Genomic DNA, 25,945 nt, shown 5'->3' on the forward strand with positions numbered 1-25,945 from the left:
CGATTGGATGCATATGGCCATCAACAAACTGGTCGGCGTCACGACACTCGCCGGAGCTACGTTGTTAGTTGCCTGCACGGCGCACGCCGACCCACCTCGATTTCCCGATCTGAGCGCAGACGCACCAGTGAACGTCCGCGACTACACGATCGACGTTTCCAACCCTGGCCGGCCGCCCCTGCCCACGGTGTATTTCCTCACTCCCGATGGGGTCGTCTGCAACTACATGCCCGACCAAGCACAGTGCACTGGCAACAACCTGCCCGGGATCCCTCCCGCGCCTTCAAATCCCGACGCGGGAATCACCGGAGTCAATTGGATCGGAACCACCACTGGGCTGAAGCAGACGAATGAGGGTGAACCATCACGCGTGATCGACGGACAGCCAGTCAAAACGCTGCCTCCGGGCCATTCCATCACGGTGAACGGCATCATCTGCGGGGTCGACAACTCAGGCACGACCGCGTGCAAGGACCCGCAAGGCCGTGGCTTCGTGCTGTCGCCGAAGGGATCTGGGTGGCTGCCCCACGTGTGAGTACCGCTCGAGCGTGGCGGCAACACAGTCGCCGGGCATAGCGACAGAAGTTACGACTCGAAAAAAGCTTGGTACAAGGTTTTACGACGCCGCGAAATCCCCGACGGCGGTCATCTTGTTGCCGTCCCAGGCGGTGGCGAAGCCGCCCGCGTTATACGCGCAGTTCAAAATGATGTCTCGGTGCGGTGGACTCTGCATCCACATGTCGAGCGCTTCCTTCGGGGTCGCGGCGGATCCGGTTCCCCAGAAAACGATTTCACCCGAGTACCTGCTCCGATAACCCGCAGCGGTGATTCGCGCCTGCGGTGATGAGCCGTCCGACCCGATGTGGCCGCTGACGCCGTTGCGCAACATGTCATCGGCATGGCGCTGGGCGGCTTCGGTCAAGCGCGGGTCGTCGCTGATCGGCGGGCATCCCGGGCGAAGCTGGTTGATACCGCTGTACAGCGCGGTCCCCGAATCGTCGGCGTGCGCGACGAATCCGGACAGGGCGCCGGGAGCCGTGATGAAGGCAGTACAGATCGCGAAGACGGCGATGATCTCGACTTTGCTGGCCATGATGCCTCTTGTCGCGCGCTCGCTTTGCTGTTTTTGGTATCTAAATGTTACCCATTTTCAACCAAGAACGATCACGAATCGCAAATCGATTCGCGGCGCTCAGTGACCGGCGTTGCGGGCCAGCTCGATTGCGTATTGATTCACGAAGTTGCCGGCCGGCGGATCACCCTTGCCGCATGTTCCGTCCGATTCGCCGGGGCGCTTGATCCACAGGTAGGCGTCTGCGTGTGCGCCCGCGGTGCTGGCGGTCGGCGGAGTGCCCAGTGCTCGGCCGCTGGGGTTGCACCAGTTGAGGTCGGAGTCCGGGGCCGGTCCCGCACCGTTGCGCGACGTGTCGATCACGTAGTGCGAGCCATTCGTGAGGCCCGAAATGGCCTCGCCATAACCGATTTCGTCCTCGGTGGTGAAGAAGTTCGCGGTGTTGATGCTGAAACCCCGCGCGTGGCCGACGCCGGCCTGATTGAGCCGGGCGGCCATGTCGTCGGCGCTGTGCCAACGCAAGTGACCCGCGTCGACGTACACGGCCGCGTTCGGATCGCGGGTGAAAGTGTCGACGGCGTAGCGGATCAGGTCGAAGCGTTCCTGGCGCGCATCACCGGACAGGCAGTCGGCCATGGCCAGCGCATCGGGTTCGACGACGATCGCCACTCGCGAAGCCCCCACACCGGATGCGATGCCGTCGATCCACGAGCGGTAGGCGTCGGCCGAGCCCATGCCGCCGGCGGCGAAACTGCCACAGTCGCGGTGCGGGATGCCATAAATCGCCAGCACCGGAATTGCGCCGGCGGCATTGGCGTCACCGACATACTTCCCGACCGTGCCTGCCGACCCGCCCGGGACGATCCAGTACGCCTGCGGCGTGTTGGCGATGGCGGTCAGCTCGGGACTCGGCGGATCGGCGCTCTGCGAGGCGCGCATGGCCGCCGATGTCGGGTTGACGTAGAACGGCGCCCCGGCCAGCGGGTCGCCGTCGGCGGCCAGCTGCACCGGCGGGGCGGGACGGACCTGCACGGGGGCCGCAACCAGGCCCATGCCGGCGACGGCCGCAACCGTAATTAAGGGGACGATCCACCGTGCGGCTGCACCTGCAGCTGAGAAGTTCACCTGAGGAAAATTAGTGGCTCGCAAGCATCGAGCGCCAATCGACGCCGGCCCTCGGTCAGTCGATTGAGGCGGCTACGGCCATTCCGCTTACATCGAGCCGCGCCCGCCGGGACCGCCGGCAAGCAGGCCGGCCGCGAAGGTCGCGCCCTTGTCGATCACCGCGGCGTTGGTCGAATACGTGTCATGCGCGGCGAAATTCATCCCGTCGGAGCAGATCGGGTCCTCGGCGGCGCATACCTGGATGGTTTTGGCCTGATAGAGCGGGCCGATGGCAACCGGCGGCTCACCGAAGAAGTTCATCGCCTTCTCGTTGGGCAAGGCGAAGAGCACGACCGAGGAGACGTGGTTGGCGATTTCCGGATCCAGCGGTTTGGGGACGCTCGCGGGATCGATCCCATCAGGTACGACGGGCGAGGTGACGAAGCCCATCACGGCCGCCCCTTGGGAGTAACCGCCGAGCACCATCTTGGTGTTGGGGCAGTCGTGCGCCATCGACACGACGTGTGCGGCAGCGTCTCTGACGCCGGCCTCACCCGCGTTTGTCCAGTCATGCGTGGCGGGGTAATCGACCGCGTAGACGTCGAACGATTTTGCGCCGACGCGCGGCTGCAGCGAGTCGACGAATGCCTGCCCGGTCGGACCGAGGCCGGGCGGATCGTCGGTGCCGCGGGCGAACACGACCTGCACATCCGGGCACGGACGGGCGGTTGCGGCGGGGATGGCGGTCACGAGGGCCGAAGCGGCGGCGCCCGACGCCGCGGCTACCGCTGAAGCAACAAGACAAGGGCCGTGACGTGCGCTCATGCCGCTGTTTGCCCAAAATCGTGATTTTTAAACCGCGGCCATCTGCCGCCGACCGGCGTGAGCCGGGGACGGCGCGCAGAATCGCTCATGGAACGATCAGCCGGTTCCAGCAAATCTGGCAACCGCTTACGACCGGGCAGTCTTGGCGGTGGCGGAGGGATTTGAACCCTCGGACGGTTTTAGCCGTCACACGCTTTCGAGGCGTGCTCCTTAGGCCGCTCGGACACGCCACCGCCGAGCAGCTTACCGAACGGCATGCCCCTCACCCCAATCGCTGGCGGGCGAAGAAGGCCTCCAGTGGCGCGGCACACTCCTGCGCCAGCACACCACCGCGGACTTCGGGGCGGTGATTGAGCCGCCGGTCGCGGACGACATCCCACAACGATCCGACCGCCCCCGTCTTGGGCTCCCAGGCCCCGAACACCAGGCGGGCGATGCGCGACAGCACCAGCGCACCCGCGCACATGGTGCACGGTTCGACGGTGACCGCCAGCGTGGCGCCCTCCAGCCGCCACCCGTCGCCGAGCACCTCGGCGGCCGCGCGCAGCGCCAGGATCTCGGCGTGCGCCGTCGGGTCGCCCAGGGCCTCGCGGGCGTTCACCGCGCGGGCCAACTCGGTTCCGTCGGCGCCGACCACCACCGCACCGATGGGCACGTCACGAGGACCCGCCGTCGCGGCAACCGACAGCGCGGACCGGATCAGGTCTTCGTCAGATCTCACCGACCGGTCCTGATGGCGGCGACCCGCCGCGCTTGCGATCACCGACCGAGGCGGTCGATCACCGCCGACAGCTGGTCGGCGAAGCCCATCTCGCGGGCGATGCGGCCCAGCTGCTCGTCGGCGTACAGATCGGTCTCGTCGACGATGACGCCCAGGACCGCCTCGGGCAGCCCGATGTCGGACAACAACCCTAAGTCGCCCTCTTCGAATGGATCCGAGTCCTCCAGGTCCTCCGGATCGAGGTCGGCGTCCAGCTTGTCGAGCACTTCCGCGGCGATGTCGTAATCGAGCGCGGCGGTGGCATCCGAGAGCAACAACCGCGTCCCCGACGGCGCCGGCCGCACGATGACGAAGAATTCGTCGTCGACGTCCAGCAGGCCGAAGACCGCCCCGGAACTGCGCAATTCACGCAACTCCGTCTCGGCGGCCGACAGGCTCGTGAGCGACTTACGGGCCATCGGGGCGCAGCGCCACTGGCCCTCTTCACGCACCACCGCGACGCCGAAACCGTCCGGCGTGTCCGCGGACAGGCCCTGGGCAGAGGCCCGTTGTGCTCCCATGGCCGCTTACGGTAGTCCCTGACCAGGCCCCTGACCAGATGGCGGCGGGTGGCCTCGACATCTGGCGGCACCGCCCCCGACCGGATGTGCCAACCTTGGAATGTGGCACGCCCTCCTTCAAAGACACCGGTGTGTGTGCTCGGGCTGGGGCTGATCGGCGGCTCGATAATGCGGGCCGCCACCGCGGCCGGCCGTGACGTGTTCGGCTATAACCGCTCGGTCGAGGGCGCACAGGCCGCGACCGCCGACGGCTTCGATGCCGTCACCGATCTGACCGCGACGCTGTCTCGCGCCGCCGACACCGAGGCGCTGATCGTGCTGGCCGTGCCGATGCCGGCGATGGCGGGCATGCTCGCCCACGTCAAGGAGACGGCCCCGCACTGCCCGCTGACCGATGTCACCAGCGTCAAGCAGGCGGTGCTCGATCAGGTCGTCGCGGCGGGGCTGCAGGAACGCTTCGTAGGGGGCCATCCGATGGCGGGCACCGCGCATTCGGGGTGGACGGCCGGGTATGCCGGGTTGTTCACCGGGGCCCCCTGGGTCGTCAGCGTCGACGACCACGTCGACCCGGCGGTCTGGTCGACGGTGATGACGTTGGCGCTCGACTGCGGCGCCGTTGTGGTGCCGGCCCGATCCGACGAGCACGATGCCGCCGCGGCGGCCATCTCGCATCTGCCCCACCTGCTCGCCGAGGCGCTGGCGGTGGTGGCCGGAGACGTGCCGTTGGCCTTCGCGTTGGCCGCCGGCTCGTTCCGCGACGGGACCCGGGTCGCGGCGACCGCCCCGGACCTGGTCCGGGCGATGTGCGAGGGCAACTCCGACCAGCTGGTGCCCACGGTCGACCGCCTCCTCGAGCTGCTGAGCCGCGCCCGCGAATCGCTGGCCGCGCACAATTCGGTCGCCGACCTCACCGAATCCGGCCATGCCGCGCGCATCCGCTACGACAGCTTCCCGCGCAGCGACATCTTTCACGTCGTCGTCGGCGCGGAGAACTGGCGTCAGGAATTGGCCGCCGCGGGCCGGGCCGGTGGGGTGATCAGATCCGCTCTGCCAAGCCTGGATAGTCGACGATGAATCCCTCGTCATCGACGCTGACCGTGGTGTCGGAGATCGGCGAGCGCAGTTTGATCTCGGCCGGGCCGCCGGTGTTGCTATAGCTCACGGTGTCCGCCGTGATGGACATCTCCGGCAGGTTCACGTAGACCACCGGCAGCGTCACCGAGGCCGGCCGCTCGTATAACCCGAGCCGCCGGATGGGCAGCGCGTTGAAGAACGGGCTGAACTCCACGTCGACATCGAGCGCACCGTTGTAGGCCGCCCGACGCTCGCCCTGGTGGTCGGTGACCAGCCACATGTTCTCCTCGTCGCGGGCAAGCGAGAAGACCCGCTCCCGCTCGGCCAGGGTGACGGTCATGCCGAGCCGCTTGGTGGCGCCGGTCTCATCGGTCAGCAGGTCGTAATAGGCGCCGAACGCCGGGGTGGTTTCGGTGGCGGCGGCAATGATGCGGCCATTGGCCTTGATTCTGTTGCCGGACACCTGGACTCGTACCGATTCCATGCGGGGAGCATCCTGTGCGCGCCAGGTGAGCATCGCCTGCCACACGCGGCGAGACGGATCAGAGGGGGCTGCGTTCACTCATCTACCGTAAGACGTGCCCGCCAAGCGATGCGGAAGTGCCCGGTATGTTCGCCGCAGCCGCCCGGTGCCCGGCACCGAAATCCACACCGCCAACGCCAGCAGACCGTCGAGCACCAGCGCCAGCGCGGCCACCATCAGCGCCCCAACCAGGGCGAGATGAAACTCACGTTCCTTGATTCCGTCGATCAGGTATCTGCCCAGTCCACCGAGGCTGGCGTAGGCCGCCACGGTCGCGGTCGCCACCACCTGCAGCGTGGCGTTGCGCAGGCCACCCAGGATCAACGGCAACGCATTCGGCACCTCGACGCGCAGCAGCACCTGGGCCTCGGTCATGCCCATCGCCCGGGCGGCATCGACGACCGTGGGCTCGACATTGGCGATCCCGGCATAGGTACCGGCCAGCAGCGCCGGCACACCCAGCAGCATCAGCGCCACCAGCGACGGTCCCAGACCCAGCCCGAAGACCAGCGTGCCGAACAGCAGCACGCCCAGCGTCGGCAGGGAGCGCAAGCCGTTGACGGCGCCGACCACCAGCAGGGTGCCCCGCCCGGTGTGCCCGATGATCATGCCGACGGGAATCGCGATCAACGCAGAGGCGGCCACCGCCAGCGCGGTGTACTCGAGGTGTTCGAGGATGCGGGCGGCGAGCCCGACGGGGCCGGTCCAGTTGTCGGCGGTCAACACGTAGGAGATCGCCCGCGCGACGAAGTTCACCGCGCACCACCGACCACGGGCGCGACGACCGCGCGGCGACCGGTACGCCGCGTGGCGTGCGCCCACGGTGTTGCCAGCCGGCCGGCCACGACGATGAGCACGTCGATGACCACCGCCAGCACGAACAGCGCGATGATGCCGGCCAGGATCTGATCGCTCTTGTCGGTTTGGTAGCCCTGGGTGAACCAGCTGCCCAGCCCACCGATGCCGATGACCGAACCCACGGAGACCATCGCGATGTTGGTGACCACCACCACCCGCAGTCCGGCGACGAGCACCGGAACCGAAAGCGGCAGTTCAACTTTGAGCATCCGTGTGACCGGCGAATACCCGACGGCAGTGGCGGCGTCGCGCACCTGGGCGGGCACCGCGTCCAGCGCCTCGAGCACGGCGCGCACCAGCAGCGCCGCGGTGTAGGCCGTCAACGCCACCAGCACATTGGCCTCGTCGAGGATGCGGGTCCCGATGAGCATCGGAAGCACCACGAACAGCGCCAGCGACGGGATGGTGAACACGACGCTGGCGACCGCGGTCGTCAGCCGGCGGGCGATTCGGGTGCGCTGCACCAACATTCCCAGCGGCAGGGCGATCGCCAGCCCGATCAGCACCGGCACCAACGACAGCCGCAAATGCACGACGGTCAGCCCCCAGGCGTCGTCGAGATGGCTGAGCAGATAGTGCATCGGCTAGGTCCCTGGGGGTTCCGCCGAGCCCAGGCGCTGGGCCTGGACCGCGGCCAGCACGTCGTCGGCCAGCACCCCGCCGATGACCTTGCCGTCGTCATCGATGGCGACCCCGATGCCCGACGGCGACGACAGCGCCGCATCCAGCGCGTGGCTCAGGTTGCCCCGCGGCCGAAACAGCGATCCGAGCCCGCTCATGCTGTCCGTCAACGGCACGCCGTCGCGGTGCCGACGCACTCCCGCGCCGTCGATCCAGCCAATGGGCACACCGCCCGAATCGACCACCACGGCCCACCCGCCGAACGGCTCTGTCTGCGTGGCCTTTTCGGCCGCGACCCGCTCGACATCGTGCAGCGGCAGTCCCGCCGCGTCGAGGAGTTGTAACCATCGGTAGCCGCGGCCCAGGCCGATGAACCTCGACACGAAATCGTTGGCCGGCCGCGACAGCAGCTCGGCGGGCTGGTCGAACTGTTGCAACGAACCGCCCTTGAACACCGCCACGCGATCGCCGAGCCGCAGTGCCTCATCGATGTCGTGCGTGACGAAGACGATCGTCTTGTGCAATTCGGCTTGCAGGCGCAGTATTTCGTTTTGCAGGTCGTGGCGAACCACCGGGTCGACGGCGGAGAACGGCTCATCCATCAACAGGATGGGCGGGTCGGCGGCCAGTGCGCGCGCCACGCCGACCCGTTGTTGCTCGCCGCCGGAGAGTTGCGCGGGGTAGCGGGTCGCGAGTTTGGCGTCCAGCCCGACCCGCTCGAGCACCTCGTAGGCGGCTTTGCGGGCGGCCCGGCGGGCCTGGCCCCGTAAGACGGGAACCGTTGCCACATTGTCGATCACCCGCTGGTGCGGCATCAGCCCGGCGTGCTGGATCACATACCCGATCCCGAGGCGCAGTTTCACCGGGTCGCGAGTGGACACGTCGACCCCGTCGATCGTGACGACGCCCGAAGTGGGCTCGATCATCCGATTGATCATGCGCAGCGCCGTGGTCTTGCCGCTGCCCGACGACCCGACAAACACGGTCAGCTCACCGTTCGGGACGCTCAGGCTGAGCTGGTGCACGGCGGTGGTTCCGTCGGCGAAGGCCTTGGTGACTTTGTCGAAGATGATCAAGTCATCCTCCGATCGGATGGTTGAAGCCGTTGTCCCGTATCCAGTTTCGCGCGGCCTGGTCCGGATCGATGCCCGAGTTCCCCGACACCGCCGCGTTGAGTCCGGCAACACCGGAGGTGGTCAGCTTCGCCGACACAGCGTCCAGCACGTCCCTGAGATGATCTGATTTCTTCTGCGAATTGACCAGCGGCACAATGTTTCCGGCCATGAAGTTGTGTTCGGGGTCATCGAGGGCCACCAGGTGGTTCTGCGGAATGGCCGGGGACGTGGTGAAGACGTTGGCGGCGTTCACCCTTCCCCCGACCAATGCGCGCACGGTGACCGCGCCCCCGCCGTCGTCGATGGCGACGAAGTTGCCAGGTTTGATGTCGAGCCCATACTTCTGCCGCAGTCCCGGCAGCCCGGCGGGGCGGGTCGCGAATGCCGAGGGGGCACCGAATCGCACGTCCGGTGAGTGAGGGGCCAAATCGGCGATGGTCTTCAGACTCCAGGACTTCGCCGTCTGCGCGGTGACGCTGACGGTATCGGTGTCGGTGGCCGGCGCGGGCGCCAGGATCGACAGGTCACCGGGCAAGCGCTGGTGCAGCTCCACCTCGACGGCACCCAGCATGGTGGCCTTGGACTGCGGGGCGAAATACAGCAGCAGATTGCCGATGTACTCCGGTACCAGGTCGATGGAATGGTCTTTGAGCGCAGGGATATACGTCTCCCGGCTGCCGATACCCATCCGCGTGCCCACCTCAAACCCGTTGGCCTGCAAGGCCTGTGCGTAAATCTCGGCGATGATCTGCGATTCCGGAAAGTCTCCGGAGCCGATGACTATGGAGTTGGGGCTTCGAACCTGCGCTCCCAACGGATCGGAATTGCTGCACGCCGCAACAACGCACATCGCCATCAGCAGGGCTGCCGCGCGCATGATCGTGCCTCGCGGGCGCGGCAGCGTCGTCATACCGCCGACCCTAATGCCCGAACCGCGCGGACGCTGGCCTGCGGAATTGGTGGCGGTGAATCGGTTTCATTCTGCGTCGGATAGGGCAAAGATGGCAGTATGAGCAGCCACATCCCTGCCTCGCCCGGGCAGCCGCCCCCCAAGCCCGATCCTGCGGCCAAGACCGGCGCACCCGCCAGAGAACCGGCTATCGGGTTCACCCGCGCCGGGGCACTGTGGTCCTCGCTGATCGCCGGCTTTGTGATCCTGATCCTGCTGCTGATCTTCATCACCCAGAACACGACACCGACAGACTTCCAGTTCTTGGGCTGGCACTGGAGCCAGCCCAAGGGCGTGGCGATCTTGCTGGCGGCCGTGGTCGGCGGGCTGATCACCGTTGCGGTCGGCACCGCACGGATCCTGCAGTTGCGCCGCGCGGCCAAACGGCAGCACGCGGCCGCCGCACGCTAGCCCGGCAGCTTCGCCAGTTCGGCCAGACCGCGCGAAATCAGCGGCGACACGACCTCCGGTGCGTGATCGGAGTCGGCGCCGCGGGCCTGATCCGACATGCGTCGCCGGAAGTCGATGCCGGCGGCGATGATCGCGAGCTTGAAGTAGGCCAGCGCCATGTAGAACTCCCAATGGGCCAGCGATGTACCGGCCACCAGCGAATAGCGGTCGGCCAGTTCGTCGGCCGTCGGCAACAGCGGTGACGTCCACGCGGCCTGGGCATTGACGATCAAATCCAGGGCGGGGTCGCGGTACACGCACATCAGGGCGGCGTCGGACAGCGGATCCCCCAGCGTGGAGAGCTCCCAGTCGACGACGGCACGCACCTTCGTCGGGTCGTCGGCGTCCAGGATCGTGTTATCGATCCGGTAATCGCCATGCACGATCGAGGTCCGGCTCTGCTGCGGAATGGCTTCGCCCAGACCGGAATGCAGCCGCTCCACGTCGGCGTCGCGTCGATCCTCGGGCAACCGGACCAGCGACCACTGCGAGCCCCACCGCCGCACCTGACGCTCCAGATAGCCGCTCGGCTTGCCGAAATCGGCCAGCCCGACGGCGTCGGGATCGACGTTGTGCAGATCGACAAGCACCCGGATCAACGAGTCGACGCAACCCCCAATCACGGTGTGACTGAACGATTCGAGTTGAGCGCGGCGCCGAACCACCTGCCCGGCGACGAACTCGACGATCTGGAAGGGAGCGCCCAGCACCGAATCGTCCTGGCACAGCCCGATCGTGCGCGCCACCGGCACGGGGGTGTCCTGCAGCGCCGCCACGACGCGGTACTCGCGGGCCATGTCGTGCGCCGACGGGGTCAGGCCGTGCAGGGGCGGCCGGCGCACCAGCCAACTGGTGCTGTCGTCGTAGACGCGGAACGTCAGATTCGAGCGACCCCCGGAGATGAAGTCCGCGCGCAACTCGCCGTCGCGCCCGATTCCCAGCGAACGCAGGTAGGAGTCCAGCGAGGCCAGGTCGAGCCCCTCGAGTTGGTCAGCTGAAGTCACCGAACTTGTCTACCACCGCCGACCTCGACGCGGTGCACCACCTGCGAGTTGCGGGCGTGGGGTTCAGGCGCTGCCACGGCCCGCATCGTCGTCGAGCAACCTCTGGTTTCGCGGCAACAGGTCCCAGACGTGTTCGGTGGTGTTGACCGCGGCCACCGTCGCTTGACCGGACCGGGAGAACAACAGCCGAGTCACCGACGCGTAGTCGACGGGGAAGGACAGCAGGCGGGCGGTACCCAGAATTTCATGCAGCAGGACGTTGATGACCCCGCCATGGCTGAACACCGCGACCGTGTCTTCGGAATCGGCGGCCGCGACGAGGTCGTCGATCGCGGCGCGCACCCGCGCCCGAAAAGCGTCCTCGTCGACCGCGCTCGGCAGATGCCCCTGCGCCAGGCGCGCCCACTCCTCCGGCATCTCCGCGCGGATCTGCTCGACCGGGATGTACACCGGAAGGTCGCGGTCGTACTCGGCGAAGCGATCGTCGATCTCGACGCTGAGCCCGCGATCCGCCGCGACCGGCTCGGCGGTCTGGATGGCCCGGCGCTGCGGGCTGCTCACCACCCGCGAAATGGGAAACCTGGCGAGCGCCTTGGGGAGTCGTTCGATCTGGGCCAGCCCCTCCTCGGACAGGTCCGGATCGGAACCTTGGCCGTGTTCGCTGCGCAACGGCAGCGCATGCCGGACCAGAAGCACTTGCATATTTCGTCCCGTCGTTCGATGGTGGGCAGCGCCAGTTTCTCACCGCGCCGGGCGACGCCGATCTCGAGGAGGACGGATGACCGAACCGGACAGGGATTGGGACGCCACCTACCGGCAGGCCGTGCCGCCGCCGTGGAGCATCGGCCGGCCCCAACCGGAGCTGGCCCGTCTCATCGATCAGGGCAAGGTGCGCAGCGAGGTGCTGGACTCCGGCTGCGGGCATGCCGCGCTCTCGCTGACCCTGGCCGCGCTCGGCTACACCGTCGTCGGCCTGGACGCCAGCGCGACCGCAATTCGGGCGGCCACCGCCGCGGCCGCCGAGCGGGGACTGAGCACGGCGACCTTCGCGCAGGCTGACGTCACCGACTTCGGTGGCTATGACGGCCGCTTCGCCACGATTCTCGACAGCGGCCTGTTCCACGCGCTGCCGCCCCACCGGCGCCACGACTACATCCAGTCCATCTTTCGGGCCGCCGCGCCGGGAGCCGCGCTCTACATCCTGGCCTTCGCGGCCGGCGCGCTGGATGACGCCCATTCGGACCGGCCGGGCCCGCGCGGCTTCACCGAATCCGAATTGCACGACGCGGTCGCGACGCTGTGGCGCGTCGACGACCTGCGCGCGGCGAAGGTGTACGGCAACGACGACACCGGCGGGTCGTCGGATGGTCCACTGGCCCACCTGGAGCACGACGGCGAGGGCCACTTCATGGCCCCAGGGTTCCTGCTGAGCGCGCACAAACCGGACTGACCGGGCTGCGGCCATGGAGAATGCTATTCTCCATACGGAGATTGGGGTGTGCGGCGATGGTTGGACGGTGACTCGCGTGGGCGAACCGGGACTCGACGCGGGCGTCCTCGCCCGCTGGCTGGATGCAAACAACGCCCCGGGTGGCGGCGAGGAACCGCGGCTGACCCAGCTCAAGGGCGGCTCGCAGAACACCCTTTACCTGATCGAGCGCGGCCCGTCGGAGGCGCCGACGAGGATGGTGTTGCGGATGCCCGGCGCGCGCGCCGACGCCGCCCGCATCGACGGGCTGCTGCGGGAGATCCGCCTGGTGCGGGCGCTGTCCGGCACCGATGTCCCGCACGCGGCGCTGATCGCCGCCGACGACACCGGCGACGTGCTCGGCATGCCGTTCTACGTCATGCAGGCGATCGACGGGTGGAGCCCGATGGACGGCGGGTGGCAATCGCCGTTCGACACCGACCTCGAGGCACGGCGCGGCCTGGCCTTCCAATTGGTCGACGGCGCGGCCAAGCTGGGCCGAGTGGATTGGCGCAAACAAGGACTCGAAGGCTTCGGCCGCCCGGATGGATTCCACGAGCGGCAGGTCGATCGCTGGCTGGCGTTCCTCGACGCGTACAAGGTCCGCGAGCTGCCCGGCCTGGACGTGGCCTCCGACTGGCTGCGCCGCAACCGTCCGGCGCATTACCGGGCGGGCATCATGCACGGCGACTATCAGTTCGCCAACGTGATGTTCGCCCATGGCGAGCCGGCGCGGTTGGCCGCGATCGTGGACTGGGAGATGACCACGGTCGGTGATCCGCTGCTCGACCTGGCGTGGTGCCTGCTGGGCTACGACGGCGAGAAACCGCGCGAGGACGGGTTTTATCTCGACATGCGCGGGATGCCCACGCGCAGCGAGCTACTGGGGCACTACGAATCCGTCAGCGGGTTGTCTACCGAAAACATCGACTACTACCTGGTGCTGGCCAACTGGAAGCTGGGCATCGTGCTGGAAAAGACCTACGCGGCCGGGGCAAGGACCGGCTCGCAAAAAGGAGGAGTCGACCCGAAGATCACCGACGCGTTCGGCCCGATGATCCTGCAGCTCATCGCCACCGCGGCCGAGCTGGCCCGATCTCACAAGGTGTCCTGAAATGGGTTATGCCGAAGAGCTTTTCGACCTCACCGACCGGGTAGTCCTGATCACCGGCGGCAGCCGCGGACTTGGACGTGAGATGGCGTTCGGTGCGGCCCGCTGCGGCGCGGACGTGGTGATCGCCAGCCGCAACCTCGACAACTGCGTCTCGACCGCCAAGGAGATCGAGGCCGTGACCGGCCGTGCGGCCATGCCGTATCAGGTGCACGTGGGGCGCTGGGATCAGTTGGACGGCTTGGTGGAGAAGACCTACGAGCGGTTCGGCAAAGTCGACACGCTGATCAACAACGCGGGCATGTCGCCGCTGTACGACAAACTCACCGACGTGACCGAGAAATTGTTCGACGCCGTGGTCAATCTCAACCTCAAGGGGCCGTTCCGGTTGTCGGCGTTGGTCGGTGAGCGCATGGTGGCGGCCGGTCGGGGTTCGATCATCAACGTGAGCACGGCCGGATCGTTGCGGCCGACACCAGACATCATCCCCTACGCCGCGGCCAAGGCCGGGCTCAACGCCATGACCGAGGCGTTGGCGAAGGCGTTCGGACCGGTGGTGCGGGTCAACACCCTAATGGCCGGGCCGTTTCTCACCGATGTCAGCAAGGCCTGGCATCTGGATGCGGCACATCAGAATCCGTTCCAGCACCTTTCCTTGGAGCGCGCGGGCGACCCCGGCGAAATCGTCGGCGCCGCATTGTTTTTGGCATCCGATGCGTCCAGCTTCACCACCGGCTCAATTCTGCGGGCCGACGGCGGGATCCCCTAGCGAGCAGGAGGTTGGGCCATGCCCTGGGACTTTTCTACCGAGCCCGAGTTCGAGGAGAAGCTCGAATGGATCCGCGGGTTCGTTCACGACGAGGTGGAACCGCTCGAGGTGCTGTTTCCCGGGTGTGAGTTTCTGCCGCTGAACGACGAGCGGCGCCGCATCGTCGACCCGCTCAAACAGCAGGTGCGCGACAAGGGTTTGTGGGCACCGCATCTGGGGCCGGAACTGGGTGGGCAGGGCTTCGGCGCGGTCAAGCTGACGCTGATCAACGAGATCCTCGGCCGCAGCCCCTGGGCGCCGATCGTGTTCGGGACGCAGGCGCCCGACACCGGCAACGCCGAGATCATCGCCCGCTTCGGCACCCAGGAGCAAAAGGACCGTTACCTGGCGGGCCTGCTGTCCGGTGAGATCTTCTCGTGTTTCTCGATGACCGAGCCGCAGGGCGGCGCCGATCCGCGGGTCTTCACCACCCGGGCGGTGCGCGACGGCGACGACTGGGTGATCACCGGGCGAAAGTACTTCTCCTCCAACGCCTCCGTCGCCTCCTTTTTCATCGTCGTCGCGATCACCGACCCCGACGTGCCGGTGCATACCGGCGCGTCGACGTTCCTGATCCCCGCCGGCACCGAGGGACTGGTGTTGGAGGCCAACCACCATCTGGTCGGGGCCGACCCGCACGAGCCGGGCCATTCCCTGGTGCACTACAACGACGTGCGAGTGCCGTCCGACGCGTTGCTCGGAGAGCCCGGACAGGGCTTCCTGATATTGCAGACCCGGCTGGCCGGTGGGCGGCTGCACCACGCGATGCGCTCCATCGGGATGGCGCAACGCGCCGTCGAGATCATGTCGCGCCGGGCGAAAAGCCGCTTCACCCAAGGCAGCCTGCTGGCCGACAAACAACTGGTCCAGGAATTCGTCGCCGACTCCTACACCGAGTTGATACCGTTCCGGCTGACCGTGCTGCACGCGGCGTGGTTGATCGACCAGGGTGACGAGCGCGCCGCCCGGGCGGAGATCGCCGCATGCAAGATCCTGGCCTCGCAGGTGCTCAAATCGATTGCCCTGCGCGCGATCCAGGTGCACGGGGCGCTGGGGCTCACCGATCAACTGCCCTTGGTCAACGTCCTGCTCGGCGGCATCGCGCTGGGCCTGGCCGACGGGCCCACCGAGGTGCACAAGGTGAACCTGGCCCGAATGCTGCTCAAGGGTTACGAGGCCGAGGAAGGCGACTGGCCCAGCGAGATGCTGGATGTGCGGCGCGCTGCGGCGCGCGCCAAATACGGTGAGCTCGTTGACCTCTGACCGCGTGACCGCGGCGGTCGAGCGGGCGCTCGACGACCGCCAGCGCGGGGCCACCGAGGAGGTGGAACGCATCCTGGCCGCCGCGGTGCGCGTCATGGAACGCGTCGCGCCCGAACCGCCCCGCGTCAGCGACATCGTCGCCGAGGCGGGCTCATCGAACAAGGCGTTCTACCGTTATTTCGCCGGCAAGGACGACCTGATTTTGGCGGTGATGGAACGCGGGGTGGCGATCGTGGTGTCCTATCTCGAGCACCAGATGGCCAAGGAATCGCATCCGCGCGACAAGGTCATGCGGTGGATCGAGGGCACGCTGGCGCAGGTGGCCGACCCGCACCTGATCAGCATGACCCGTGCGGCGGCCGGCCAGATGTCGGCCGGCACCAGTTGGCGCGCGGCCGATCAGGAGATGATGCGGCCGCTTCGCGAGCTGCTCGTCGAACCCATTGCGGCGCTGGGCAGTACCGACATCGAGCGGGATGTCGAGGCGGTGTTCAGCTGCACCGCGGCAACGATGCGTCGCTACGTGGGTTCGGTCGAGCAGCCCGGCGCCGACGACATCGCCCACGTGGTGCGGTTCTGTTTACGGGGATTGGGGGTCAGTTGATGCGCGCGGTGATCTGTCGTTCCTATGGCACGCCCGAGGACCTGGTGATCGACGACGTGCCCGATCCCGTTGCGGCTCCCGGCCAACTGCTGGTGCGGGTGCGCGCCGCGGCGGTCAACTTTCCCGACGTGTTGTTCATCGCCGGCAAGTACCAGGTCAAAATCCCGCCCCCGTTCATACCCGGCAACGAGATCGCCGGGGAGGTCATCGCCGTCGGCGAGGGTGCGCCGTTCCGTCCGGGGCAGCGTGTTTCCGGGACCACCTTCGGGGCGTTCGCCGAACAGGCGCTGCTCGACGCGAGCCAGGCCGAGCTCATGCCCGACGACGCCGACTTCGCCTCGGCCGCCGCCTTCGGCGTCACCTACCGCACGGCCTACCACGCGCTGCGCTCGACGGCCGCTGTCACGCAGGGCGATTGGGTGGTCGTGCTCGGGGCCGCCGGCGGCGTGGGGCTGGCCGCGGTAGACCTGGGGGTCGCGATGGGGGCTCGGGTGCTGGCGGCGGCGTCGAGCCCGGAGAAGCTCGAGCTGTGCCGGCGCCGCGGGGCGGAGGTGACCGTGGATTATGACCGCGAGGACCTGAAGACCCGCATCCGTGAACTCACCGGGGACAGCGCCCGCGTGGTGCTGGACCCGGTGGGCGGACCGTATTCGGAGCCGGCGCTGCGCGGTCTCGCGCGTGGCGGCACCTTCGTCACGCTGGGCTACGCCGCGGGCTCCATCCCGGCGATTCCGCTCAATCTCATTCTGCTGAAAGACATCTGCGTGCGTGGCATGGAGATCCGGACCTTCATGGCCGACAGGCCCGACGACGCCGTGCGCGACCTGGCGGAGTTGGCGCAGATGTTCGCCGCCGGCACGGTGCGGCCGTACATCGGCGCGCGATTCCCGCTCTCGGAGACCGCGGCGGCGTTACGGCATGTGGCCGACCGCAAGGTGCTCGGCAAGGTGGTGATCGACGTCGCGTGACGCGGTGTCATGGCGTGACGATGTTGAAATTCGGATCCGGGTCGTCGAGCACACTCAGCAGGGCCTGCAGCGCGCCCTGATTCCCGGATAGCTCCAGGCCCGGTGAGCTGAAATCCCCCGTTGCCACGGCGAGCAGCCGAATCTTGTTTGCCAGCTTGACGGTAACGGTGGCGGTGGCGGGATCGGGCGCCGCCTTGCGCCGAACCAGCACCCCGTTGCGTAGGGTGAGCCGATAGTTGACCGCGGTGTCGGCGAAGGCGATGTCGATGGCGATGTCCAGATCCCAGCTGCGCGGTCCGTTGACGCGGATCGCCAGGCTGTCGAAGATCTGCTCCGGCGTCAGTTGGGACAGCAGGGTGGGCGATGTGACCTGGCCCGCGGTGCCGAAGGTTCCGTCGCGCAATTCCGTTGCCCCGCTCAGGAAGAAGTTGCGCCAGGTCGCGTTCTCGGCCCCGTAGGCCAGCTGCTCGAGGGTGTCGGCATAGAGATCTCGCGCGCCGGCGTGCTCGGCGTCGGTGAAGACCGCGTGGTCCAGCAGCGTCGCGGCCCAACGGAAGTCGCCGGCCGCGAACGCATCCCGCGCGAGGTCGACCACTCGGTCGATTCCGCCCATCGCCTCGACGTACCGCGGCGCCAACGCTTCGGGCGGATGAGGCCACAACCGGCCGGGGTTGCCGTCGAACCAACCCATGTAGCGCTGGTAGATCGCCTTCACGTTGTGGCTCACCGATCCGTAATACCCGTGTGTGTGCCAGGCCCGCTCGAGAGTCGGTGGCATCTGGAACATTTCGGCGATCTCGACGCCGGTGTGGCCCTGGTTCAGCAAGCGCAGTGTCTGGTCGTGCAAATACGCGTACATGTCGCGCTGCAGTGACAGGAATTCGACGATGCTGTCCCGTCCCCAGGTCGGCCAATGATGCGAAGCGAAGACCACGTCGGCACGCTCGGCGAAGGTGTCGATCGCTTCGGTGAGGTAACCGGACCACGCGTGCGGATCGCGCACCAGCGCGCCCCGCAGGGTCAGCAGGTTGTGCAGGTTGTGCGTCGCATTCTCGGCCATGCACAACGCGCGGAAACGCGGGAAATAGAAATGCATTTCGGCGGGCGCCTCGGTTCCGGGCGCCATCTGGAACTCGATCTCCACGCCGTCGATGGTGTGCTTCTCACCGGTCTCGCGGATGTCGACGGTCGGCACGATGAGGGACACCTCGCCCGTGGACGTGGCCTGCCCGAGCCCGCAACCCACGTGGCCCTGCGGTCCGCGCTCCAGCGTCACGCCGTACATGTACGTCGCGCGTCGCAGCATCGCCGGACCGGCATAGACGTTTTCGGACACCGCGTGCTCGACGAAGCCGTCCGGCGCCAACACCGTCACCGCACCGGAATCCACCTCCGCCTGCGAGGTGACGCCCAGTACGCCGCCGAAATGGTCGACGTGGCTGTGGGTGTAGATCACCGCCACCACGGGACGGTCACCGCCACGCTGGCTGCGGTACAACGCGAGCGCGGCCGCAGCCACCTCGGTGGACACCAGGGGGTCGATGACGATGATGCCGCCGTCGGACTCCACGAAGGTGATGTTGGAGATGTCCAGTCCGCGAACCTGATAGATGCCGGGCACCACTTCGTAGAGTCCTTGCTTGGCGGCCAGCGTCGACTGCCGCCAGAGGCTGGGATGAACCGATGTCGGGGCGGCATCACTCAAAAACGAGTAGGCGTCGTTGTCCCACACCACCCGCCCGTCGGCCGCTGTGATCACGCACGGAGACAGGGCGGCGATGAATCCGCGGTCGGCGTCGGCGAAGTCCGTTTGGTCATGCAATGGCAGATCGTGGTCGCGATGGGCCGACTCGATGACTGCGCTGGGAGGCTTGTGGTCCACGGTCGTACCTTGCCATCAAAGCGGCCTCGATCAAGGTGGTTCGGGCGGCTTTTCGCCGTCCAATTAATGAACACAGCAACAATTTCTGCGGGTTCTGGATCCCGACTCAGTTAACCCGCATACTGCCCAGACGGCCCTCAATGCCGAGGACCGCAACTATCGGGCAAAGGAGAACAGGTGAAGCGTCAACTGACGGTCGCGCTTGCTGGAGCGGCCATTCTTGCCGCGGGTATTTCGGGCTGTTCGAGTAGCAAATCAAATGGCGTTTCGACCTCGGTGCCGGGAGGCTCCGTGTCTGCCGGCGGTAACAACTCGTCGAAGGTCATCATCGACGGCAAGGACCAGAACGTCCAAGGCACCACTGTCTGCACCAAGGCTGGCGGCAACATCTCAATCGCGGTCGGTGGGAACCAGACCGGGATCAGTGTCGTGCTCGCCGACGCCAATCCGCTCGCAGTGAAGGCGGTCCAGCTCGGCAATGTCAACGGCGTGACGCTTCAGTACGCGCAAGGTAGCCAGGGCAACGCCTCGGCGACCAAGGACGGCAACACCTACAAGGTCACCGGCACCGCCAGCGGCGTCGACATGGCCAACCCGATGCAACAGGTGAACAAGCCGTTCGAAATCGACGCGACTTGCTCCTGAGCTAAGAATCGTGGGCGGGCGGTTGCCATCCATTGGGTGGCAACCGCACCGTGAACTCGGTCCGGCCCGGCGCGCTGTCCACCTCGATCGTCCCGTTGTGCGCCTTGACAACCGCGGAGACGATCGCCAAACCCAGCCCGGTGCTACCGCCCTTGCGCGAGCGCGAAGAGTCGCCGCGGGCGAACCGCTCGAAGACCTCGGATTGCAGCGCCGCCGGGATGCCGGGGCCGTTGTCGATGACCTGCAGCACGGTGTGCGACGGCTCGGTGCTCAACCGCGTGGTGACAACGGTGCCCGCCCCGGTGTGGACGCGGGCGTTGGCAAGCAGATTGGTCAGCACCTGGTGAAGCCGCGCCGCATCCCCGGTGACGACCACCGGTTCTTCGGGCAGGTCGAGTTCCCACTGATGATCGGGTCCGGCGACGTGTGCGTCGTTGACCGCGTCCACGGCCAACCGCGACAGATCCACCGGTTCGCGTTCCAACGGCCGGCCCGAATCCAGCCGGGCCAGCAGCAGCAGGTCTTCGACGAGGCGCGTCATCCGCTCGGTCTCGGACGCCACCCGGCTCATCGCCTGCGCCACCGCCTCGCGATCGTCGCCCATCCGCTGCGTCAGTTCGGTGTAGCCGCGGATCGCCGCAAGCGGCGTGCGCAGTTCGTGACTGGCATCGGCGACGAACTGGCGGACCCGCGTCTCGCTGGCCTGCCGCGCCGACAGGGCGGCGGCGATGTGGTCGAGCATCTGGTTGAGGGCGGCGCCGAGTTGCCCCACCTCGGTGGAGGGATTGGCGTCGGACTCACGCACGCGCACCGGCAGTTCGACCTCACCGCGTGCCAGCGGCAAGCCGGCTACCTTGCTCGCGGTCTGCGCGACGCGGCGTAACGGCGCCAGCGCCCGCCGGATGATGATCACGCCGGCCGTGGTGGCGGCGACCAGCGCGATGACCGTCACGATGGCGAAGATGACCAGCATCCGCATCAGGGTGGTGTCGATGTTGGCCATCGACAGGCCGGTGACGATGACGTCGCCGCCGTTTCGGCTCGGGGCGGCGACGACCCGGTAGCGGCCCAGCCCGTCCAGGTTCAGCGTCACCGGCTTGCGACGGTCGGCGATCGCGGACAGCTGCTGCTGGGCGGTGGGGCTCAGCTCGGCCCGGTCGCCGCTGCTCGTGGTGTAACCGGCGTCCACCGTGTTGCCGTGGCTGACCACCGCCGCCACCATGCCCGCCGGCTGGCCCGGGGCATCGAGGAACCGCGGACCGGGGCCCGGCCGTGGATAGACGTGCTGATGCCGCCAGCCCGAATGCGGCGGCTCGGGATACATCAGCGCCGAGCGATAGGAGGTGCCGGCCAGCTGTCCGTCGAGCTGTGCCACCAGGTGGTGGAGCAACGCCAGCTCGGTCGCCGCGGTGATGCCCACGCAGACGATGGCCAGCACGACGATCTGTCCGACCAGCAGCCGCAGCCGCAGCGACCAGACCCGCCGCGTGTCAGCGGGCCGGCTTGAGGACATAACCCGCGCCGCGCAGCGTGTGGATCATCGGTTCTCGGCCGTTGTCGATCTTCTTGCGCAGGTAGGAAATGTAGAGCTCGACGATGTTGGATCGGCCGCCGAAGTCGTAACTCCATACCCGGTCCAGGATTTGGGCCTTGCTCAGCACCCGCTTGGAGTTGCGCATCATGAAGCGCAGGAGCTCAAACTCGGTGGAGGTCAACGAAATTGGTTCGCCGGCGCGGGTGACCTCGTGACTGTCCTCGTCGAGCACCAGGTCCCCGACCACCAGCTGTGCGCCGCTGTCCACCGTGGTGACCCCGGTGCGGCGCAACAGCGCCCGCAGCCGCAGCACGACCTCTTCGATGCTGAACGGTTTGGTGACGTAGTCGTCGCCACCGGCGGTCAGGCCGGCGATGCGGTCTTCGACCGCGTCCTTGGCGGTGAGCAGCAGCACCGGCAGCTGCGGGTTCTCCTCGCGCAGTTTGTGCAAGACGTCGAGCCCGCTCATGTCGGGCAGCATCACGTCGAGAACCACCACGTCGGGCCGCTGCGAGCGGGCCGAAGCGATGGCCGACGCGCCATCACCGGCGGTGGAGATGTTCCAGCCCTCGTACCGCAGTGCCATTGACACCATGTCGGCCAGGACGGATTCGTCGTCGACGACCAAAACGTTGATGGGGTTGCCGTCCGCACGGCACATGACAACCCGCTCTACCGAGGCTCGGGGCTGCGTCACAAGTTCCAGTATCCGCCGACGGCTGAGCCGCGGCTATGCCAAACCTATGCGTAGCCTGTGAAACGAATCGCGCGACTGCTCAGCAGTCGCGCGATTCGTTCTTCAGTCAAGCCGTTAATACCAATAGCGCCGGCCGGCGACCGGGCGGCCGACCGAGCCCAGGATCCACAGGATCGCTCCGATGACCAGCAGCACGATGCCCAGCGTGGTCAGGATCGGTACGTGGAAAAAGTATCCGAGAATAAGCAGGACAATCCCTAAGATAACCATGTCAACTTCCTTTTGAGTGAGCGGTTAGAGGTTGATCGATTGCATTGAACTTGGTTGCGGCAGATGGCAATCCGTGACTTTCGGATTGACACCGAAGTAATTCAAGGGTCCGGCGATCACGGTCACCGCAACCGTGCCCGCCGAGGCGCATGATGTGTTGTCGTTTTTGAAGTAGTCGCGCTGCCACGCCGCGAAGACTCCGATCAGCAACCACACCAACGCAACCGTTCCGATGATCCCGCTGCCACGCATCGCGACCTCCAATGTGGACGAGAAGAAGTTTCTCGTGGACGTGAAGTTACCCATTCGACTTATGTCTAAACATGCAATGGGTTATGCGGCAGTGCTTGTCGGCACAACTCGCCGCGTCAGAGGTGATCAGCGAGCCAGGTCGCGGCCCGCTTCTTCGACGCACGGGACAGCCAGGCGTCCTGGATCAGCTCAGCTAATTCGGTTCTGCTGATTTCGCCCAACCGACTGGCCCGCACCAGGACCGAGGGGTGCCCATCGAAGTGGTTCGTGGTGAAAAACGGCGATTCGGGATCGGAAACCAGCGCCAACTTGTCGCTCTCCGATTCCACCCAGAGCATGATCACGTCGGCATAGCGTTCGCCGGTGTCCGGATCGGTCGCGTCGGGCCGGGGCGTGCGGAAAAAGACGAACGACTTCCCGCCCACCTGGTAAATGGCGTTGCCCTTGGGCCCCTCCAGGCGCTGAACGTGCGGCATCGCGGCGGCGATCTCGTGCACGTCGCTGAGCCGGGCGCGTCGGGCAGCCATGACCGCGAGCGTACCGATGGCCGGCGCCGGTGGTGAGAGACGTTGCCCCTAAGGGGATTTGATTTACCCCGCCGTTCGCTGCGCGGACACGTAGAGGGTGGGCGGCATGGAGTCCTCCGAACCCTGCGGCACGCTGCGGTCATACCGCGCCATCAACTCCGCGAACGACGCCGTCGTGACATCCCAGCCGCGCTCGCGCAGCCAGGCGTCGACCGGCGTGCGCTCCTCGGCGTACCACAGGTCGTCGAAGTCCGTGATCTCGGCGTTGACCAGCTCGGCGGCCGCCGCCCGCATCCGTCGCATGTCGTCGCGCTGCCGCTGGACCCGCCCGGGGTCGGTAAACCGCGAGTCGGGCACGTTGGAGGCGAGCCAACTGCCCGCGACGCTCAGCGAGTCGATCCGCTCGAACAGCAGGTCCTGGGCCCGCGCCGGCAGGTAGCGAACCAGGCCCTCGGCCGACCAGACGGCCGGCGCCGACGCGTCAAACCCCGCCTCCTGCAGCGCTTTCGGCCAATCCTGGCGCAAATCTATCGGAACATTGACCAGCCGCGCCTTCGGTTCCGCGCCGTGCGCGCGCAGTGTCTCGGACTTGAAATCCAGCACCTTGGGCTGGTCGAGCTCGTAGACGACCGTGCCGTCGGGCCACGGCAGCCGCCAACTGCGGGCGTCCAGGCCGGCCGCCAGGATCACCACCTGCCGAACGCCGGCGTCGGCGGCGCCGAGGAAGAACTCGTCGAAGAACGCCGTCCGGGTGGCCATGAAGTCGACCATCAGTTGCAGCCGGTCGCGCAGATCCGGCTCGATGTCACCGGCCTTGGCCAGCAGCGCGGGGTTGGCGTAGATGCTCCACATCCCCTCCCCCGCGGCGTCGACGAACACCCGCGCGAACGGATCGCTGATCAGCGGGTTCTCGCTCTCGGTCTCGGCCGCGCGAGCCGCGGCGACACCCAGCGCGGTGGCGCCCACGCTTTGAGTGATCTCCCAGGAATCATCGTCGGTCCGCGGCATGGCCAGTTCCTTCCCCAGAAAGTAAGTTACGCACACTATTCTTCCAGCCCCCGCCGCCCGGGGCCGCCCGTCGCCGCTGTCCTAGTCTTTTTCCCAGACGGTCCACAGGTTGCAAGGGAGTGCCATGACGCCCATCCCGCCGCGCACGCCGCAGGAGGTGTTCGCCCACCACGGCGCCGCACTGGCCGCGGGCGACCTCGACGAGATCGCCGCGGACTACGCCGAGGATGCCGTGGTGATCAGCCCCGCCGGCATCGCCCGCGGCACGCAGGCCATCCGCCAGGTGTTCGAGGAGTTGCTCGCCGACCTGCCGAATGCGCAGTGGGACTTGAGAACTCGCCTTTACCACGAAGACGTGCTGTTCCTGGTGTGGACCGCCGATTCGGCCGTCAACCGGGTCGACGACGGCGTGGACACCTTCGTGTTCCGTGATGGCATGATCCGAGCGCAAACCGTCCGATACACGCCGCACCCGAAGGGCTGACGAGTGGAACCCGTGAACCTGGAAGCCGTAGCGCAGTGGATGTCCGGGCAGGGGCTCGGTGAGGGGCCCCTGCAGGACGTTTCCAACGTCACCGGCGGCACCCAGAACGTGATGCTGCGATTCACCCGGGCCGGCCGGCAATACGTGCTGCGGCGCGGGCCACGGCACTTGCGCCCGCGCAGCAACAGCGTGATCCTGCGGGAGACGAAAGTCCTTGCCGCACTTGCCGGTTCCGATGTCCCGCATCCGCACCTGATCGCCGCCTGCGAGGACCCGAGCGTGCTGGGCGACGCCGTCTTCTACCTGATGGACCCGGTCGACGGCTTCAACGCGGGCGAGGGCCTGCCGCCGCTGCACGCCGGCGACGCCAAGGTGCGCCACGGGATGGGCCTGTCGATGGCCGACGCGCTGGCCAAGCTGGGCGCCGTCGACCACGTCGCGGTGGGGCTGGCCGACTTCGGCAAGCCGGAGGGTTTCCTGGAACGCCAGGTGCCACGCTGGCTTTCGGAGCTGGAGTCCTACAACGAGTACGAGGGCTACCCCGGGCCCGACATCCCCGGCATCGAGGAGGTGTCCACCTGGCTGGAACGGCATCGGCCGGCCAATTGGACCCCGGGCATCATGCACGGCGACTATCACGCCGCCAACGTGATGTTCTCCCGGACCGGGCCAGAGGTGGTCGCGATCGTCGACTGGGAGATGTCCACGATCGGGGATCCGCTGCTGGACCTGGGCTGGCTGCTGGCCACCTGGCGCCAGCCCGACGGTTCCAGCGTGTTCAGTCACGCCCTGGGCGGCCAGGACGGGCTCGCCAGCACCGATGAGCTCTTCGAGCGCTACGCCGCCAACACCACCCGCGACCTGTCCCACATCACCTGGTACACCGTGCTTGCCTGCTTCAAGCTGGGGATCGTGATCGAGGGGACGCTGGCCCGGGCGTGCGCCGGGAAGGCGGAGAAGGAGGTCGGCGACCAGTTGCACGCGGCCACGGTGCATCTGTTCGAGCGGGCGCTGGGCCTCATCTCCAGCGCGGCCTGACCCACTAACATCTCCTCTCGTGCCGCCTTATCCCGAGGAACCGGATTTCTACTCCGAGCCCACCGCGGCCGCGCGGTACGGCGGATATTACGAGCCCGAGGCCCCACCGCCCGAGCCGCCGACGCCCTGGTATCGCCGTCCGGCGGCGCTGGTCGCGGCCGGCGCGCTCGGGGTGATCCTGCTGGCCGCGCTGGTGTTCGCGGTGGTCAAGCTGACCAGCGGCTCACCGGCGCCCAGCCCCGCGACCACCACGACGGCCGTCCCGTCCACCACCGCGCCGGTGACCACCACGACGCACGCGCCGCGGCACCACGGCGGCGGTGGCGGCGCGCCCACCGAGACGGTGACCGAAACGGCCCCGCCGCCCAGCACGGACACTCCCACGACGACGGAGCCACCGAGCACCGTCACCGTTTCGCCGAGCACCGAAACCAGCACGGTCACGCAGACCGTGACCGAACCGCCCAGACGGGGACCGTTCGGCGGACCCTTCCAGCCCCGCCCCTAGCG

At 67.3% G+C, this 25,945-nt stretch carries 32 protein-coding genes and 1 tRNA gene; 13 read left to right on the forward strand and 20 right to left on the reverse strand.

Annotation, left to right across the window (positions count from 1 at the left end; all coding sequences use genetic code 11):
* Window positions 1–13: 13 nt before the first annotated feature.
* Window positions 14–535 carry a hypothetical protein gene (locus tag A5659_RS25440; protein WP_156749067.1) on the forward strand — a complete coding sequence of 174 codons (522 nt, stop codon included), beginning with the start codon at window positions 14–16 and terminating at the stop codon, window positions 533–535.
* Between the two features lie 81 nt (window positions 536–616).
* On the opposite strand, the gene A5659_RS25445 is transcribed toward A5659_RS25440, so the two are convergent.
* The 6 genes from A5659_RS25445 to A5659_RS25470 all read right to left on the reverse strand — a co-directional run bounded on the left by A5659_RS25445 (window position 617) and on the right by A5659_RS25470 (window position 4,282).
* A complete protein-coding gene (locus tag A5659_RS25445) occupies window positions 617–1,093 on the reverse strand; it encodes a CAP domain-containing protein (RefSeq protein WP_197498215.1) in 477 nt (158 codons plus the stop codon).
* Between the two features lie 99 nt (window positions 1,094–1,192).
* Window positions 1,193–2,197: a glycoside hydrolase family 6 protein gene (locus A5659_RS25450; RefSeq protein WP_067185118.1), complete on the reverse strand. Its 1,005-nt coding sequence runs from the start codon at window positions 2,195–2,197 to the stop codon at window positions 1,193–1,195.
* 87 nt (window positions 2,198–2,284) lie between these two features.
* On the reverse strand, window positions 2,285–3,001 hold the full coding sequence (locus tag A5659_RS25455; protein ID WP_067185122.1) for a cutinase family protein: 717 nt from the start codon (window positions 2,999–3,001) through the stop codon (window positions 2,285–2,287).
* 143 nt (window positions 3,002–3,144) lie between these two features.
* A tRNA-Ser gene (locus A5659_RS25460) sits at window positions 3,145–3,234 on the reverse strand.
* Between the two features lie 29 nt (window positions 3,235–3,263).
* On the reverse strand, window positions 3,264–3,722 hold the full coding sequence (locus tag A5659_RS25465; protein WP_066882509.1) for a nucleoside deaminase: 459 nt from the start codon (window positions 3,720–3,722) through the stop codon (window positions 3,264–3,266).
* A 38-nt stretch (window positions 3,723–3,760) separates the two neighbouring features.
* Entirely contained in the window at window positions 3,761–4,282 is a 522-nt protein-coding gene (locus A5659_RS25470; protein WP_066872937.1) for a tRNA adenosine deaminase-associated protein, read from the reverse strand.
* Between the two features lie 129 nt (window positions 4,283–4,411).
* Between A5659_RS25470 and A5659_RS25475 the strand changes: the two genes are divergently transcribed.
* Window positions 4,412–5,356 carry a prephenate dehydrogenase gene (locus A5659_RS25475; protein WP_197498218.1) on the forward strand — a complete coding sequence of 315 codons (945 nt, stop codon included), beginning with the start codon at window positions 4,412–4,414 and terminating at the stop codon, window positions 5,354–5,356.
* On the opposite strand, the gene A5659_RS25480 is transcribed toward A5659_RS25475, so the two are convergent.
* Genes A5659_RS25480 through A5659_RS25500 form a run of 5 tightly spaced genes read right to left on the reverse strand, consistent with a single transcriptional unit; the run spans window position 5,319 to window position 9,383 of the window.
* Entirely contained in the window at window positions 5,319–5,918 is a 600-nt protein-coding gene (locus tag A5659_RS25480) for a putative glycolipid-binding domain-containing protein (RefSeq protein ID WP_066872942.1), read from the reverse strand. The two genes, A5659_RS25475 and A5659_RS25480, sit on opposite strands and share 38 nt — an antisense overlap.
* On the reverse strand, window positions 5,919–6,635 hold the full coding sequence (locus tag A5659_RS25485; RefSeq protein ID WP_066872945.1) for an ABC transporter permease: 717 nt from the start codon (window positions 6,633–6,635) through the stop codon (window positions 5,919–5,921). It lies immediately after the preceding gene.
* Complete coding sequence (locus A5659_RS25490; protein ID WP_067143785.1) at window positions 6,632–7,318, reverse strand: ABC transporter permease; 687 nt, start codon at window positions 7,316–7,318, stop codon at window positions 6,632–6,634. Before A5659_RS25490 ends, A5659_RS25485 begins: the two co-directional genes overlap by 4 nt.
* Window positions 7,319–7,321: 3 nt before the next feature.
* On the reverse strand, window positions 7,322–8,434 hold the full coding sequence (locus tag A5659_RS25495) for an ABC transporter ATP-binding protein (protein WP_067185129.1): 1,113 nt from the start codon (window positions 8,432–8,434) through the stop codon (window positions 7,322–7,324).
* 1 nt (window position 8,435) lies between these two features.
* Window positions 8,436–9,383, reverse strand: a complete 948-nt coding sequence (locus A5659_RS25500; protein ID WP_067185133.1) for an ABC transporter substrate-binding protein — start codon at window positions 9,381–9,383, stop codon at window positions 8,436–8,438.
* Between the two features lie 99 nt (window positions 9,384–9,482).
* On the opposite strand from A5659_RS25500, the gene A5659_RS25505 reads away from it, so the two are divergent.
* Window positions 9,483–9,833 carry a lipopolysaccharide assembly LapA domain-containing protein gene (locus A5659_RS25505; protein ID WP_066872956.1) on the forward strand — a complete coding sequence of 117 codons (351 nt, stop codon included), beginning with the start codon at window positions 9,483–9,485 and terminating at the stop codon, window positions 9,831–9,833.
* Here A5659_RS25505 and A5659_RS25510 read toward each other — a convergent pair.
* Both A5659_RS25510 and A5659_RS25515 read right to left on the reverse strand, forming a co-directional pair.
* On the reverse strand, window positions 9,830–10,876 hold the full coding sequence (locus tag A5659_RS25510) for a phosphotransferase family protein (protein ID WP_066882456.1): 1,047 nt from the start codon (window positions 10,874–10,876) through the stop codon (window positions 9,830–9,832). The two genes, A5659_RS25505 and A5659_RS25510, sit on opposite strands and share 4 nt — an antisense overlap.
* 63 nt (window positions 10,877–10,939) lie before the next feature.
* Window positions 10,940–11,578: a histidine phosphatase family protein gene (locus A5659_RS25515; RefSeq protein WP_067024052.1), complete on the reverse strand. Its 639-nt coding sequence runs from the start codon at window positions 11,576–11,578 to the stop codon at window positions 10,940–10,942.
* Between the two features lie 76 nt (window positions 11,579–11,654).
* On the opposite strand from A5659_RS25515, the gene A5659_RS25520 reads away from it, so the two are divergent.
* The 6 genes from A5659_RS25520 to A5659_RS25545 are packed head-to-tail and all read left to right on the forward strand — an operon-like array spanning window position 11,655 to window position 17,098.
* Window positions 11,655–12,326, forward strand: a complete 672-nt coding sequence (locus A5659_RS25520) for a class I SAM-dependent methyltransferase (RefSeq protein WP_067185136.1) — start codon at window positions 11,655–11,657, stop codon at window positions 12,324–12,326.
* A 13-nt stretch (window positions 12,327–12,339) separates the two neighbouring features.
* Window positions 12,340–13,458, forward strand: coding sequence for a phosphotransferase family protein (locus tag A5659_RS25525; RefSeq protein WP_067185139.1), 1,119 nt, complete (start codon window positions 12,340–12,342; stop codon window positions 13,456–13,458).
* A gap of 1 nt (window position 13,459) precedes the next feature.
* A complete protein-coding gene (locus A5659_RS25530) occupies window positions 13,460–14,224 on the forward strand; it encodes an SDR family NAD(P)-dependent oxidoreductase (protein WP_067185143.1) in 765 nt (254 codons plus the stop codon).
* Between the two features lie 18 nt (window positions 14,225–14,242).
* Window positions 14,243–15,526: an acyl-CoA dehydrogenase family protein gene (locus tag A5659_RS25535; RefSeq protein ID WP_067185145.1), complete on the forward strand. Its 1,284-nt coding sequence runs from the start codon at window positions 14,243–14,245 to the stop codon at window positions 15,524–15,526.
* Complete coding sequence (locus A5659_RS25540) at window positions 15,507–16,130, forward strand: TetR/AcrR family transcriptional regulator (RefSeq protein ID WP_066882445.1); 624 nt, start codon at window positions 15,507–15,509, stop codon at window positions 16,128–16,130. Before A5659_RS25535 ends, A5659_RS25540 begins: the two co-directional genes overlap by 20 nt.
* Complete coding sequence (locus A5659_RS25545) at window positions 16,130–17,098, forward strand: NADPH:quinone oxidoreductase family protein (protein WP_067143800.1); 969 nt, start codon at window positions 16,130–16,132, stop codon at window positions 17,096–17,098. Before A5659_RS25540 ends, A5659_RS25545 begins: the two co-directional genes overlap by 1 nt.
* A gap of 7 nt (window positions 17,099–17,105) precedes the next feature.
* On the opposite strand, the gene A5659_RS25550 is transcribed toward A5659_RS25545, so the two are convergent.
* Window positions 17,106–18,980 carry an alkyl/aryl-sulfatase gene (locus A5659_RS25550; protein WP_067185149.1) on the reverse strand — a complete coding sequence of 625 codons (1,875 nt, stop codon included), beginning with the start codon at window positions 18,978–18,980 and terminating at the stop codon, window positions 17,106–17,108.
* 177 nt (window positions 18,981–19,157) lie between these two features.
* On the opposite strand from A5659_RS25550, the gene A5659_RS25555 reads away from it, so the two are divergent.
* Window positions 19,158–19,625, forward strand: a complete 468-nt coding sequence (locus A5659_RS25555; RefSeq protein ID WP_066882439.1) for a lipoprotein LpqH — start codon at window positions 19,158–19,160, stop codon at window positions 19,623–19,625.
* 1 nt (window position 19,626) lies between these two features.
* On the opposite strand, the gene A5659_RS25560 is transcribed toward A5659_RS25555, so the two are convergent.
* The 6 genes from A5659_RS25560 to A5659_RS25580 form a co-directional block, all read right to left on the reverse strand.
* Window positions 19,627–21,138 carry a cell wall metabolism sensor histidine kinase WalK gene (locus A5659_RS25560; protein WP_066872985.1) on the reverse strand — a complete coding sequence of 504 codons (1,512 nt, stop codon included), beginning with the start codon at window positions 21,136–21,138 and terminating at the stop codon, window positions 19,627–19,629.
* A complete protein-coding gene (locus A5659_RS25565) occupies window positions 21,116–21,820 on the reverse strand; it encodes a response regulator transcription factor (RefSeq protein ID WP_064880192.1) in 705 nt (234 codons plus the stop codon). The genes A5659_RS25560 and A5659_RS25565 overlap by 23 nt, the downstream gene beginning before the upstream one ends.
* Before the next feature lie 150 nt (window positions 21,821–21,970).
* Window positions 21,971–22,126 carry a DUF6131 family protein gene (locus A5659_RS27985; protein WP_007771976.1) on the reverse strand — a complete coding sequence of 52 codons (156 nt, stop codon included), beginning with the start codon at window positions 22,124–22,126 and terminating at the stop codon, window positions 21,971–21,973.
* 24 nt (window positions 22,127–22,150) lie between these two features.
* On the reverse strand, window positions 22,151–22,390 hold the full coding sequence (locus A5659_RS25570; RefSeq protein WP_066873162.1) for a hypothetical protein: 240 nt from the start codon (window positions 22,388–22,390) through the stop codon (window positions 22,151–22,153).
* A gap of 104 nt (window positions 22,391–22,494) precedes the next feature.
* The gene (locus A5659_RS25575) at window positions 22,495–22,905 is read right to left on the reverse strand and encodes an MmcQ/YjbR family DNA-binding protein (RefSeq protein ID WP_067143805.1); all 411 of its coding nucleotides are present in this window, start codon (window positions 22,903–22,905) and stop codon (window positions 22,495–22,497) included.
* A gap of 63 nt (window positions 22,906–22,968) precedes the next feature.
* The gene (locus A5659_RS25580; RefSeq protein ID WP_067185152.1) at window positions 22,969–23,913 is read right to left on the reverse strand and encodes a class I SAM-dependent methyltransferase; all 945 of its coding nucleotides are present in this window, start codon (window positions 23,911–23,913) and stop codon (window positions 22,969–22,971) included.
* Between the two features lie 124 nt (window positions 23,914–24,037).
* Between A5659_RS25580 and A5659_RS25585 the strand changes: the two genes are divergently transcribed.
* Genes A5659_RS25585 through A5659_RS25595 form a run of 3 tightly spaced genes read left to right on the forward strand, consistent with a single transcriptional unit; the run spans window position 24,038 to window position 25,943 of the window.
* Window positions 24,038–24,397 (forward strand): nuclear transport factor 2 family protein, encoded by a 360-nt coding sequence (locus A5659_RS25585; RefSeq protein ID WP_067185156.1) that lies wholly within the window; start codon window positions 24,038–24,040, stop codon window positions 24,395–24,397.
* Window positions 24,398–24,436: 39 nt separating this feature from the next.
* Window positions 24,437–25,435: a phosphotransferase family protein gene (locus A5659_RS25590; RefSeq protein WP_369827526.1), complete on the forward strand. Its 999-nt coding sequence runs from the start codon at window positions 24,437–24,439 to the stop codon at window positions 25,433–25,435.
* Window positions 25,436–25,454: 19 nt separating this feature from the next.
* A complete protein-coding gene (locus tag A5659_RS25595) occupies window positions 25,455–25,943 on the forward strand; it encodes a hypothetical protein (RefSeq protein ID WP_066882429.1) in 489 nt (162 codons plus the stop codon).
* The last annotated feature ends 2 nt before the right edge of the window (window positions 25,944–25,945 follow it).

The sequence above is a fragment of the Mycobacterium sp. 1165196.3 genome, from assembly GCF_001673415.1.
Taxonomy (GTDB): domain Bacteria; phylum Actinomycetota; class Actinomycetes; order Mycobacteriales; family Mycobacteriaceae; genus Mycobacterium; species Mycobacterium europaeum_A.

Coding starts and splice junctions, on each gene's coding strand:
- A5659_RS25445 (WP_197498215.1), bottom strand. CDS start 1,093: ATGGCCAGCAAAGTCGAGATCATCGCCGTCTTCGCGATCTGTACTGCC.
- A5659_RS25515 (WP_067024052.1), bottom strand. CDS start 11,578: ATGCAAGTGCTTCTGGTCCGGCATGCGCTGCCGTTGCGCAGCGAACAC.
- A5659_RS25535 (WP_067185145.1), top strand. CDS start 14,243: ATGCCCTGGGACTTTTCTACCGAGCCCGAGTTCGAGGAGAAGCTCGAA.
- A5659_RS25545 (WP_067143800.1), top strand. CDS start 16,130: ATGCGCGCGGTGATCTGTCGTTCCTATGGCACGCCCGAGGACCTGGTG.
- A5659_RS25585 (WP_067185156.1), top strand. CDS start 24,038: ATGACGCCCATCCCGCCGCGCACGCCGCAGGAGGTGTTCGCCCACCAC.
- A5659_RS25520 (WP_067185136.1), top strand. CDS start 11,655: ATGACCGAACCGGACAGGGATTGGGACGCCACCTACCGGCAGGCCGTG.
- A5659_RS25525 (WP_067185139.1), top strand. CDS start 12,340: ATGGAGAATGCTATTCTCCATACGGAGATTGGGGTGTGCGGCGATGGT.
- A5659_RS25470 (WP_066872937.1), bottom strand. CDS start 4,282: ATGGGAGCACAACGGGCCTCTGCCCAGGGCCTGTCCGCGGACACGCCG.
- A5659_RS25590 (WP_369827526.1), top strand. CDS start 24,437: ATGTCCGGGCAGGGGCTCGGTGAGGGGCCCCTGCAGGACGTTTCCAAC.
- A5659_RS25530 (WP_067185143.1), top strand. CDS start 13,460: ATGGGTTATGCCGAAGAGCTTTTCGACCTCACCGACCGGGTAGTCCTG.
- A5659_RS25560 (WP_066872985.1), bottom strand. CDS start 21,138: ATGTCCTCAAGCCGGCCCGCTGACACGCGGCGGGTCTGGTCGCTGCGG.
- A5659_RS25505 (WP_066872956.1), top strand. CDS start 9,483: ATGAGCAGCCACATCCCTGCCTCGCCCGGGCAGCCGCCCCCCAAGCCC.
- A5659_RS25575 (WP_067143805.1), bottom strand. CDS start 22,905: ATGGCTGCCCGACGCGCCCGGCTCAGCGACGTGCACGAGATCGCCGCC.
- A5659_RS25455 (WP_067185122.1), bottom strand. CDS start 3,001: ATGAGCGCACGTCACGGCCCTTGTCTTGTTGCTTCAGCGGTAGCCGCG.
- A5659_RS27985 (WP_007771976.1), bottom strand. CDS start 22,126: ATGGTTATCTTAGGGATTGTCCTGCTTATTCTCGGATACTTTTTCCAC.
- A5659_RS25490 (WP_067143785.1), bottom strand. CDS start 7,318: ATGCACTATCTGCTCAGCCATCTCGACGACGCCTGGGGGCTGACCGTC.
- A5659_RS25565 (WP_064880192.1), bottom strand. CDS start 21,820: ATGTGCCGTGCGGACGGCAACCCCATCAACGTTTTGGTCGTCGACGAC.
- A5659_RS25580 (WP_067185152.1), bottom strand. CDS start 23,913: ATGCCGCGGACCGACGATGATTCCTGGGAGATCACTCAAAGCGTGGGC.
- A5659_RS25440 (WP_156749067.1), top strand. CDS start 14: ATGGCCATCAACAAACTGGTCGGCGTCACGACACTCGCCGGAGCTACG.
- A5659_RS25500 (WP_067185133.1), bottom strand. CDS start 9,383: ATGACGACGCTGCCGCGCCCGCGAGGCACGATCATGCGCGCGGCAGCC.